Here is an 11,594-nt window from a genome sequence, read left to right as displayed (position 1 = left end):
TTCATCCAGAACGGCCAATACCACGGTGACTTGATCTCCTTCGAATATGGGTCATAAAAGTGTCTGACAAAACCGACAGTCTGAAGAGTCAACGAATTGAAAAGGATCGATAGAGTTCTACGCCCCCTGGAATTTCCTTAATCATCCAAGAAAGATACGACTTCCCCGCCTGGAATCCGCTTAATCCGCCCTCCGTCATTGATATCACGGACGTACCCTGCTTCGATGAAAGCGTCATCCGTATATCCACGTTTTTCCCAAAATCCGGGGAGGTAATGATCCATGAGTTCTATCCTGAGAACGCTCTTGGCTGACTTGTATCCCCATAGGTAAGGCACGAAGCCGCGGATGGGCCCTCCGTAGTCCTCTTCGAGCAATTCGCCGTCGAACTCGAAGGCAAGGAGGGTTTTTTCTTTTTCGGCGATATGTAGTGGAATGGATGTGTCATAGATGTTTTTGACGGACCAGAAGCGGATGTGTGTGGCCGAAGCAAATATGCCGACGGCGTCCAGCATGTCCGCGACCCTGACACCTCCCCAGTGCCCGAAAACCGAAAATCTTGTGACGCTGGTCAAGCGGGCCGCTGCAATCGTTTTGGGCAGAGCCTTCAGATCCTGCCAGGTGAACGTTCTCGGATGAGAACAGAGGCCGACAACATCAATTTGCCAATTCTCCCGATCGAGAGGCCCCGGATGCCCTTCCACCCAGAAAATGGGGGTGCCGAGTTCCTTCAGGCGGCTCATTTTCCCCTCCTGTGTTTAACAAGCAATAAAAAGTAAGGGGTTGCGGACTCCGTTTGTAGTCACGTAAAGAGAGGGGATATCGCTCAAATTTCATCCTCCCTCAAGTATGGGAACGCAGGAAGAAATGGAAATGGCGTCGGGAAATCCCTCGGGGATTTCATTCTCCTTCATGCCGGCTGTTTTCAGCATTCCAACTCTCCGCCGTCGAACATGACGATGTCCGCCTGGATTTTCTCCCCGTCCGTTTCAATATTTCCGATAAAAGCAATGGGGAGGACTTGCCGGTCGTTTTTCTGAAGAATGTACACACCTCTGATCAGAGGATTTTTTTCTTCTCGGCGGTTCTCAAGAATGATTTGCATATCTTCCAGCTGCCTGTTTATGTTGCCTGAAAGGTCAATGCCGAGATGCTGAAATACCAGGCGTGTGCCGTCATGGAGAAGGGCCTCGATTCTTTCTTCTTCTTCGTAGTGTTGGGGGTTTTCGGCATTTTGATTGGAACCGTCGTCCGTTAGCGTGTATACTTTTGTCTCCACTGAATTTCACCTCATTTTTTTAAAACTGCCCTGCCTTCCTGTCTTTCAGACAAACTACCTCCCGTCCGTAAAGAAGTCAAGAATTCAGGTGATACACCCCCATCGATACCACGGACTCCGATAATGGCGACACGGAATGAAGCAGCATCTGGAGCATGGTATAAATGGGAATCAGAGAGGAGAGTGTTCGGATGCAACTCAATTTAACAATGAATTCAAAAATAATCAGAGCTTGCCGCCGTGATACGTTGGAGTTTTTTGAATGAATATTTTTCTTTTTTAGGGGGCTGTCAATTAATCATTGAAAAATGCATGGATTATCCTGTAAGGCATGACATGCAGGGGACGAGAGCGAAGCTCTGGAAGCCATGCGAACGGAACGAGAAAGGGAGAAAAGAATTATGTTGTCGGATCGATCCTTCAGGGAGGAATCAGTAACAATTCCTTTAAATAACGGGGAAACGGTTTCAGGTATCCTCCTGATTCCGGAGACGAGGAAAAAGGACAAAATGGACGTTTTTATTATCGCCCATGGCCAAGGAAATGGCATGAAGCATCCCCTGCTGGTCACTTTTGCAGAGGGCCTGGCTGAGGAGGGCTATGCCACTCTGCGATTTAATTTCCTGTTCAGAGAAAAAGGTCAGGAAGGTGCTGACAGAAAGGATGAACTTTATCTCGCTTGGGAAGGTGCCATGCGATTCGTTTCAACGAATGCGGACATAGGGGTGAAAAGGATTTTTGTTGCGGGAAAGTCCCTGGGTGGACGTGTCGCGGCGCACATGACGGCGGAGGGGTTGCTGAATCCCGCCGGCCTCGTTTTCCTTGGCTATCCCCTGCATCCGTCAGATGAGCCGCAGAATATCCGGGCCGACCATTTTCAACAAATCAACGTTCCCATGCTTTTTTTTGCTGGTACACGTGACCCCTTCTGCAATCTTTTTTTATTGAAGGAAATTTTCAGCACCATGAACCTTGTCGCGAGGTCCCGTTTGGAAGTGGTTGACGGAGGCGATCACGCCTTCGAGGTACCCAAATCGCTCTATCTGCCGACCCGGGATATTTACACGCATATTTTGAAAAAAACCGTTCAGTGGATGAATAAAACATTCCCCGCACGGAAATGACTCAAAGGGATCATAAAAAATCTGTCAGCAGTGCGCTGAAAAGGTTGCGGTTCGTTCCGGTTATGACTTGAACGGTGCATTTCAGTCCGCTCTGTGAGTATGCCTATACAGACAAAAAAGAACCCGCTTTTTCCCCTGCGTTATGCTTCCCCTGCGCATCCAGAGGCCGGACAACGGAGAAAGACGAGGCAACTCTTTGCCAGAAATGTTCTAGAAAATATATTCGAACATGGCCGGCGATTCCTGATCAGGGTATACGAGAGGCATTCTGCCCAGGGATTGCAATAAAACGGGGTGGACTGATCAACCGTACGTCGGCATAAGCGAGAAAACAGGGAGGGTCAGATGGACAAAATCAATATCTTCATGAGTTTTGCACCAGAGGACAAGAAAGACGGGATGATGCTCGCCGATCAGTGCCGTAACCCCTTTTCTACTTTTGCCGTAGTCGGTGTATCGACAGAGATGGAGGGGAATGAAGACTGGGAGAGGAAAACCCGTGAACTAATTGAACAGGCTGGGATCATGCTGATCGTTGCGAGTAAAAACACGGATCCGTCGGCAAATGTCGTCTGCGAGATCGGCATGGCCCGCAAGAAGGGGATTCCCGTTTTGGGGGTTTACACCGACAAAGCCTATCAGGATTGTATTCCTGAAATATTTGGCGACGGCCCGGTCCTTGAGTGGAATTTCGAACATGTATGCAACGCGATGCTTAACCTTCTTGGCAGGACAGCAACCCGTAAAATCTTTATGTAAGAAAACGGGTTGGGCAAAGACTGAATAAATTTCATCATGTAGATTCAGCGGTCTCGCAAGAGGTCAGGCTGCGATTCCATAAGGACAGGGCATATTCTCATCGGCCGCGTTCAAAATCATTGTGTCACCCCACCCGTTTTATCAGGAAAATTATCGCAAAGGGCAGTTAAATTCGTTTATCGATACCCCTGGTCATGACCAAATCTGGTTCAGCATATCCGCTTTGGCAACCAGATTACTGAGGCCATGCCAACTAAGCCAGATCCCGGGATATCCCGAGTGCATCCGGGCTCTTCTTTACCTGCCCCCCTCGTTCTCCGGAAAGCGTGTCCCGGATACCCTCAAGGGACGATCAGGTACGTCATTTTGTGATCGCAAATGGGGAAATGAATCCATAACAGCATAGCCGGGGTGGTTAATCGGCCAAGATAATGCTTGACATGTGAAATGGTAATATGTAAACGTCACCCGTAAATGGTACCCTTCTGATTCGCTCAGGTAGGGTAACGCGAAGATAGTTGGATATAGACATTTTGAAGTGCAAGGGCAGGCCGCCAAGCTTTTTAAGAGTCTTGGAGGCCTTTTTTGTTTCATCTTCTTGATCCGACTGAAAATTTATGAAAGGAGGATCCGATAAGATGGCAGAAGGAAAAGTAAAATGGTTCAATGAGCAGAAGGGTTTCGGCTTTATTGAAAAAGATAATGGCGAAGATTTGTTCGTTCATTTCAGTGCGATCCAGTCCGATGGTTTTAAGACACTGTCTGAGGGGCAGCGTGTCAGTTTTGACGTCGTGCAGGGAAAAAAGGGCCCCGCAGCGGATAATGTAAAAGCGATTTAGTTTTGGGAAGACAAGAGAAGGCATTTCCGGCATTTATGATGCGGAAATGCCTTTTTTTCATCGATTCAGATTAATTGAGAGCCGTGTATCGCAATGAAAACAAAATATTCCTTTGAAAAACGGCAGAAGGAACTTGCCAGATTGAAGAAGAAGGAGGCGAAACGCCTAAAGCGTCAGGAGGCGAAGGAAGCCGGCGATAAAAATGCCGATGAAGAACATGAAGGCGAGGACAAGGAGGAATGAACCATGACGATGCCTGTCCTGTTTGAAAGAATCGTCACAATCGGTGTGTTCCATTTTTTGCTTTTCCGGGTTGTGAATACAGTCTGACCTTCAGAATCAGGCTGGAAAACGGGGGTGTCTGGCTGATTCGTCTGCACGAGGGCGAACGGGTACCCCTTTGTACCTGGCACCAGCTGCTCTTTGCCGCCATAAGGCCATTTCCACATTACAGACAGTTCAAACCGTTGGTCCACTTTCTCCTGCCAAAACCTTTTGCAACGGGATTTTCCATCCGTTCAGCCATTGAAAGGTATCTGAAGCCAACCGGTATTCACAAAATTTCTGCTTGCCTCCGCGTCTGCAATGACCGGGTCAAACGTTCAGACTTTCGTGTTCGCGATCAGGGAGTCCTGAACGAAATCGGGTGCGCTGAAATTCAGCTTCAGAGACTTTTGTCGTGAGGCAATGCATTCCTTGAAGATTCTGCGTAAGCCGGATTTCGCATATCGCCAGAAGAAAAAAGAGCGTGAACTCCGACGGAAATATTTCCCGGAAACACCCAACGCCTGTGATCAAGGTTTTATTTTTATCCGGAAAAAACAATCGGAATAGTCGGAATCGGGGGCTGTCACAGTGCGGCGGCAGATCCTGGCCCCTTTCCAGTGAGACCTGCTTTCTGGAGACAGGGAGGGCTTGCGTTTTTTGAGAACAGGCCAAACGCATGAGCCTTTCAAGTATTTGAATTTAGATTCTATTTGTTTTTTTCTCCTCAGAAAAATAACTTTGTATATCGGATGAATAATGTTATAGACACCGCGCTTGGAGGTGCAGGGGCGTGGCGCTTCAATATCCCGATCCTCAGGGTTTTTTGTTTTTGAGCGAGATCTTGGGGAAACAAGTCGTAAACCGTCAGGGCGTCAGAATAGGACGGGTCATGGACCTCGTGGTTGGCCTGGTTGAGCCGTACCCGATTGTAACGGAGGTCCTGTTCTTGCCTGCCGGTAAGACAGACTCTGTTTGTGTTCCCTGGAGTAAAGTTCTCGAAATCGACAAAGCGTTCCGATTTGATGACTTTTCACTGGAGGATTGCCGTAAGCCCGAGAGGCGGGAAGGAGAGATTTTTTTGAAGGATGCCCTGCTTGATAAGCAGGTCGTCGATACCAACGGTGCGAAGTTACGACGTGTAAACGATTTGCAGTTTCTGAAGGCGCATAATTTGCTCCATCTGGTCCATGTCGATGTGGGGTTTCGGGGGCTTATGCGCAGGGCGGGTCTGTTGAAGCTCCTGGACGCCTTCCTGCAGGCCTCCATGGACTACAATCTGACCGATCAGTTTATCGCCTGGAAATTTATACAGCCCTTGTCTTCGCCGGATCTGCTGAAACTGAAAGTGGCGCAGGACCGGTTGTCGCAATTGCACCCGGCAGATCTTGCGGATATTATTGAAGACCTGGATATTCACCAGCGGACGGCGGTCTTCCAGTCTCTCGACGTGGAAACCGCGGCGGAAACCCTCGAAGAGACGGACCCGAAGATTCAGGTCAGCATTATCAAAGGGCTCAAGCCCGAGCAGGCTTCCGACATCATCGAAGAAATGTCCCTAAACGAAGCGGCGGACTTGCTGGCGGATCTTCCCCGTCATCAGGCTGAAGGGATCCTCAGCGAAATGGAGCAAGACATCGCCGAAGACGTGAAAGAACTGCTCGCTCTTCCGGAAGAAAAGGCGGGAGGTCTGATGACCACCGCGTTTTTTAGCTATCCGCCGACGCTGACGGCAGGAGAAGCCATTGAAGCGATCCGCCGTGAAGCGGAGGATATGGATTTTGCTTACTATATCTACGTCGTTGACGAAAACGAGCATCTCCTCGGTATAATGAGTCTACGGGACCTTCTGATGTCACCTCACGACGGCAAACTGAACGATCTGATGGAAACGCGTATTATTTCCGTGACCATAGAAGAGAACAAGAAAGAAATTGTGAATCTGTTCGCAAAATACGGCATTATGGCCATCCCGGTAGTCGATGACGATGACCGGATGATGGGGGTTATCATTTTCAGGAATATTCTGGAGATTATCGCTCCGCATCTGGGGAAATAGGTAAAATGAACGAAGAGGGGGACAGACGCAGGCATGACGGCGCGGTTCTTATCCCGCATTCGGCGGAAGATCTCCGGTATTTTTCAGAAACGTTTCTGGGTTACCCTGTCGGTCTTCTTTGCCCTCATCGGCCCGGGCATCATCACCTCCAATGTCGATAACGATGCCGCCGGTATTACCACCTACTCCCTGGCGGGTGCAGAATACGGCCTGAACCTTCTGTGGATTCTCGTCCCCATTGTTTTCGCCTTGATAATCATTCAGGAAATGGGTGCCCGGATGGGTGTCGTGACGGGTAAAGGTTTATCCGATCTGATCCGGGAACGATTCGGTGCCAAAATCACCTTTTATCTGATGGTGGTCCTGCTCCTGACAAACCTGGGGAACACAATCGCCGAGTTCGCCGGCGTCGCGGCCAGCATGGAAATTTTCAATGTGAGCAAGTACGTTTCCGTGCCGATCGCCGCCTTTTTCGTCTGGCTGCTGGTGGTGAAATGGAACTACAAGTCCGTTGAGAAGGTCTTCCTCGTTGCCTGCCTGTTCTACCTGTCCTATATCGTGTCCGGCGTCATGAGCGAGCCGGACTGGCATGAGATCGGAACGTCACTCGTCAAACCTTCCGTGCAATTCGATCCGGGATACCTGACGATGGCTATCGGCCTTGTCGGTACGACCATCGCTCCCTGGATGCAGTTCTATTTACAATCTTCCGTAGTGGACAAAGGAATTCGTATCTCCGAATACCGTTATACGCGTACCGATGTAATCATCGGCTCCTTCATGGTCAACATAGTGGCGTTTTTCATCATCACACTCTGCGCCGTGACCCTGTTTCAAAACGGCATCCGAATCGAAACCGCCAAGGATGCTGCCCTGGCCTTGGAACCTCTGGCGGGGAAATACAGCGCCCTCCTTTTTGCTTTTGGGCTTCTCAACGCCTCCCTGTTTGCCGCCTCGATCCTCCCGCTTTCCACGGCCTATACCATCTGTGAGGCATTCGGTTGGGAAGCGAGCTTAAACCATAAATTTGCTGAAGCACCCCAGTTCTACGGACTCTATTCGCTCATGATTGTTTTGGGAGCGGGTATTATTCTTTTGCCGCAATTTCCGCTGATCTGGATCATGTACTACTCCCAGGTCCTCAACGGTTTGCTCCTGCCTGTGATACTCATCTTTATGCTCTTGCTGATCAATGACCGACGGCGCATGGGGAGCTACACCAACGGATCGGCCATGAATATCGTTTCCTGGCTGACCGTGTCCGCCCTTGTGATTCTTTCTCTGGCCATGGTCGTTTCCCTGGTGTGGGGGGGATGAGTCAACCTTCTCAGGATAGGCGGCGAACCATGTATGGACGGGGCTGCGTAAATACCTTCCTTCCCTTTTCCGTTACCATATCTTCATGATCCTCATGCCGTCATTGCAGGATATCGAGGATTCTTGACCAGCGAACGCTGAAATTCTCTCTATCCCACGACCAGTAGATCATAAAAGCTTTACCCATGACATCCTTAAGTTCAACGAAACCCCAGAAGCGGCTGTCATAGCTCTGATCCCGGTTGTCCCCCATGACAAAAATGGAATCGGGCGGTACCGTGACGGGAGGCAAGTTATCACGGGGCTGAAGGGCGCCGGGGATGACGTACTCATCGACATAGACGCCGCGACCGTCATCGTAAAGCTGGTCGTTGATGTAAATGGCCTTGTTTCTGATTTCGATTTTGTCACCGGCTAAACCGATGACACGCTTGATGAAATCTTTTGATCGATCCTGTGGATAAATGAAAACGACGATATCTCCACGCTTCGGTTCCGTCACAGGTATGATGGTATTCCGCAGCCAGGGGATTTTAACGCCGTAGATGAATTTATTCACCAGGATATGATCACCGATCTGCAGGGTGGGCTTCATTGAACCCGACGGGATTTTGAACGCCTGAACAATGAAAGTCCGAATGAAAACAGCAATGAGGATGGCAATGATGATTGCTTCCGCATATTCCTGAATTTTTGATTTGGGCCGGGATGTAGGGGGCATAAGAGTCATTTCCTTAGTCATAGGATAGCAAAAGGGTGAAGCAAACCAGTGTCGAGGCGACGGAGCCTTTCCAGAGGAGGCCCGCCATCCTTCCGACGAATACGCGAAACGGGATTCGGTATGCGGGTTTTAATTGGCTTTCCTGAGTTATCAGGATGGAAAGCATGCCGAATACCCCCCCGAGAAAAAAGCCGCCGACCAATCCGATAATCAGAAAGGGCGGAGTCAGCAGCAGGGGTAACAAAAAACAGCCGGCAAACGATGTCATGATGGATTGCCGGGAAGGATTGAATCGAGGAGATCCACGCATGAAGTAAAAGAGATCGCCGATTTCCACTGCAATGGCCACGAGGCACATAAACAGCGCCGCCTGCCAGGCGATTTTCTCGAACCCCGTAACGAGGGCATAAGCCAGGATATTGGCCGCAATCAGAGCCAGGCCCGGGAGTCCGTGGATGCACAGAAATATTCCTAGGAATAAAGTACCGATAAACGCGGCTAATGCGAGGGTTTCAAGGGGAGCCAATTTATTTCTTCCTGGTTCTCGATGACGGTTTGATTCTTTCAAAAAGCAGAACGACCGGACTGGCGATAAAAACAGACGAATAAACACCGGCCATCGTTCCCACCAGTAACGTAAAAACAAAGTTGTGAATGACCGAGCCGCCGAAAAAGAACAGAACGACCAGAACCATCAGAACCGTAAGGGAGGTCAGGATTGTCCGGCTTAACGTCTGATTGACGCTCATGTTAATGATATCCCTTTGTCCCATGCGAATGTTTTTTCGGGAATTTTCCCGTATCCGGTCGAAAATGACGATGGTGTCGTTAATCGAAAAGCCGATGATTGTCAGCATGGCTGCCACGATATTCAAATCGAATTCCTTGTTCATCAGGGAGAAGATTGACAGGGTCACAAGGACATCGTGGATCAGGGCGATAACGCCGCCCACGGCGTAACGGAATTCAAACCGGAAGCCGACGTAAATGAGGATCCCGATCCAGGAGAAGATAATGGCCAACAGGGCCTTTTTGGTCAGGTCTTTTCCGATTTTGGGGCCGACGACCTCCGTTCGTTGAATTTCAAAACTTCCCGTCGGATAAGCCGTCGCGAGGGACGTCCCGATCTTTGCTTCCAGTTCTTTGAGGTCTGTCCTTGCTTCCGGGGTTCGCACGACCAGTTCATGGGTGCCGTACGTCTGGATGATGCTGTTCTCCAGACCAATTTCCTCGAAATTACTGCGTATTTTATCGATCTCGGGTTCTTCCTTGAACTTGATCTGTACCAGGGAGCCGCCCGCAAAATCAATGCCGTAGTTGAGTCCGCCATGCCAGATGATCGAAACGATGCCCGTCAGGATAATCACAAGCGATATGATGATGGCCGCTTTCATCCAGCGCACGAAGTCGATTTTGGTATCCGGTTTGATAAATTCCATGTATTCCATGAGTTAACCTCTTGTCTGTATTAGATGCTGAGTCGTGTCATTTTACGATTCCAGATTAAGTAATCATATATGATGCGCGTGACAAAGACTGCCGTGTACATGCTGACCACGATACCGATGGTCAGGGTGACGGCAAAACCCTTTACGGGACCCGTTCCGAAACCGAACAGGAAAAGCGCCGCAATCAACGTTGTGATGTTCGCGTCGAAAATGGTCAGGAAGGCTTTTGCATACCCGGCTTCCACGGAGGCACGCGCCGTTTTGCCCGACCGAAGTTCCTCCCGTATGCGTTCGCAGATGAGCACGTTCGCGTCCACCGCCATCCAGATTGTGAGAACGATTCCGGAAATACCGGGCAGCATGAGTGTCGCGCCGAATATGACCATGATGCCCAAGAGACGAACGAGGTTAATGCCCAGGGCGATATCGGCGATGATTCCGGAAAATCGATAGTAAATAGCCATAAAAATGGCGACAAGGATACCGCCCACGATACAGGACCAGATACCCTTGTTGATAGAGTCCTGTCCCAGAGAAGGACCGATCGTGCGTTCCTCCAGGATTGTGACCGGTGCGGGCAAGGCGCCGGCCCGCAGCACAATGGCCAGATCACGTGCCTCATCCATGGTGAAGGCCCCCGAAATTTGAGCCTGGCCCCCGGAGATGCGTTCCTGAATCACCGGCGCGGAATAAACGTTTCCGTCCAGAACGATTGCGAGTTGCTTTTTGACATTCTCCCCCGTAATACGCTCGAAATCATTCGCCCCCTGGGAATTGAAACGGATGGAGACGTGAGGTTTTCCTAACCGATCGCCTATCTGAACCTTTGCGCTTTCCAGGGAATCACCCGTCAGCAGGGTTTTGCTCTTCAACAGGTAGGGCGACGAGGTCTGGCGGCCGGTTTCCCGGTCAACATGACTTCCATAGACGATTTCGGTGCCTTCGGGAATGTTGCCGCGCAAAGCCTCTTCCAGGCTATGTTCATCATCGACGAGCTTAAACTCCAGCAGAGCCGTTTTCCCGATCAGGTTTTTTGCCCTTCTTGTATCCGCGATGCCGGGCAATTGAATCAAAATGCGGTCATCACCCTGAGGAATGATTTCCGGTTCGGATATCCCGAACTGATCGACACGATTGCGGATGGTTTCCAGCGATTGCTCCACCGCCATTTTCTTTATTTCGTCCATCCGCTTTTTGTTCATTTCCAGATAAAGCTTTTCTCGGCCTTCGATTGTTTCCGAACGGGTGCTTGAAAGATCGGGGTAATGGTTTTTCAGTATTTTATCAAAGGCGTCCCGCTGTCCCGGGTCGGTGAGTTCGAGTGTGATCGTTTTGCCGGAATCTCTGTCCATCTTTCGGAAACGAATTTTGTTGTCCATCAGGGTTTCCTTGAAATTGTTGGCCAGTCTTTCCAGAGTGGCCTCCACCGCCTTATCGGCGTCCACTTCCAAAACCAGATGCATGCCGCCCTGCAGGTCAAGCCCCAGATGGATCTTGTCCTTCGGCAATTTTTCTTCCCAGAAGTCGGGAAGATTGGGTAGAAGCGTCGGGATCAGATAAAAAAGAGCCGCCAGAAAAACTAAAGTCGCTACGGCCGCCCGGAATTTGATATTCTTAAACATGATTAACCTCGAGAATGGGATTTAAGACGCCTTCTGGATGAGTTCAACAATAAACGGCCGTGACACCTTGATACGCACTTTGTCGGCGATTTCCAGGGTGATCACGTTTTCCGTAATCGCCACAATCTTGCCGTGAATACCCCCGGATGTGACGACCGTGTC

The 11,594-nt window shown here is 49.9% G+C and carries 13 protein-coding genes; 6 read left to right on the top strand and 7 right to left on the bottom strand.

Translation table 11 applies throughout. From position 1 onward, the window contains the following. Nucleotides 1–137: 137 nt before the first annotated feature. Together GX147_08290 and GX147_08285 are read right to left on the bottom strand one after the other, a co-directional pair. Complete coding sequence (locus tag GX147_08290) at nt 138–743, bottom strand: molybdopterin-dependent oxidoreductase (protein NLN60684.1); 606 nt, start codon at nt 741–743, stop codon at nt 138–140. 182 nt (nt 744–925) lie between these two features. Beyond that, entirely contained in the window at nt 926–1,279 is a 354-nt protein-coding gene (locus GX147_08285) for a hypothetical protein (GenBank protein ID NLN60683.1), read from the bottom strand. A 509-nt stretch (nt 1,280–1,788) separates the two neighbouring features. On the opposite strand from GX147_08285, the gene GX147_08280 reads away from it, so the two are divergent. The 6 genes from GX147_08280 (at nt 1,789) to GX147_08255 (ending at nt 7,641) form a co-directional block, all read left to right on the top strand. Beyond that, nucleotides 1,789–2,403, top strand: a complete 615-nt coding sequence (locus GX147_08280) for a dienelactone hydrolase (protein ID NLN60682.1) — start codon at nt 1,789–1,791, stop codon at nt 2,401–2,403. 345 nt (nt 2,404–2,748) lie between these two features. Continuing rightward, the gene (locus tag GX147_08275) at nt 2,749–3,162 is read left to right on the top strand and encodes a hypothetical protein (protein NLN60681.1); all 414 of its coding nucleotides are present in this window, start codon (nt 2,749–2,751) and stop codon (nt 3,160–3,162) included. A 638-nt stretch (nt 3,163–3,800) separates the two neighbouring features. Next, nucleotides 3,801–4,001 carry a cold-shock protein gene (locus GX147_08270; protein NLN60680.1) on the top strand — a complete coding sequence of 67 codons (201 nt, stop codon included), beginning with the start codon at nt 3,801–3,803 and terminating at the stop codon, nt 3,999–4,001. 93 nt (nt 4,002–4,094) lie between these two features. Next, nucleotides 4,095–4,244, top strand: a complete 150-nt coding sequence (locus GX147_08265; protein NLN60679.1) for a hypothetical protein — start codon at nt 4,095–4,097, stop codon at nt 4,242–4,244. 814 nt (nt 4,245–5,058) lie between these two features. Then, complete coding sequence (locus GX147_08260) at nt 5,059–6,324, top strand: CBS domain-containing protein (protein ID NLN60678.1); 1,266 nt, start codon at nt 5,059–5,061, stop codon at nt 6,322–6,324. 33 nt (nt 6,325–6,357) lie between these two features. Further along, a complete protein-coding gene (locus GX147_08255) occupies nt 6,358–7,641 on the top strand; it encodes an Nramp family divalent metal transporter (protein NLN60677.1) in 1,284 nt (427 codons plus the stop codon). A 100-nt stretch (nt 7,642–7,741) separates the two neighbouring features. On the opposite strand, the gene lepB is transcribed toward GX147_08255, so the two are convergent. The 5 genes from lepB to GX147_08230 form a co-directional block, all read right to left on the bottom strand. Further along, nucleotides 7,742–8,383, bottom strand: a complete 642-nt coding sequence (lepB, locus tag GX147_08250) for a signal peptidase I (GenBank protein ID NLN60676.1) — start codon at nt 8,381–8,383, stop codon at nt 7,742–7,744. Next, nucleotides 8,376–8,888, bottom strand: a complete 513-nt coding sequence (locus tag GX147_08245; protein NLN60675.1) for a DUF456 family protein — start codon at nt 8,886–8,888, stop codon at nt 8,376–8,378. The genes lepB and GX147_08245 overlap by 8 nt, the downstream gene beginning before the upstream one ends. A 1-nt stretch (nt 8,889) precedes the next feature. Beyond that, nucleotides 8,890–9,801 carry a protein translocase subunit SecF gene (secF, locus tag GX147_08240; protein NLN60674.1) on the bottom strand — a complete coding sequence of 304 codons (912 nt, stop codon included), beginning with the start codon at nt 9,799–9,801 and terminating at the stop codon, nt 8,890–8,892. Between the two features lie 29 nt (nt 9,802–9,830). Then, nucleotides 9,831–11,432, bottom strand: a complete 1,602-nt coding sequence (gene secD, locus GX147_08235) for a protein translocase subunit SecD (protein NLN60673.1) — start codon at nt 11,430–11,432, stop codon at nt 9,831–9,833. Nucleotides 11,433–11,453: 21 nt separating this feature from the next. Continuing rightward, a partial coding sequence (locus tag GX147_08230) for a preprotein translocase subunit YajC (GenBank protein NLN60672.1) occupies nt 11,454–11,594 on the bottom strand: 141 nt, incomplete at its 5' end.

The organism is Deltaproteobacteria bacterium, from assembly GCA_012522415.1.
Lineage (GTDB): Bacteria > Desulfobacterota > Syntrophia > Syntrophales > JAAYKM01 > JAAYKM01.
Note: the sequence above shows the minus strand (reverse complement) of the source record. Positions and strands in the feature narration are given on the sequence as shown.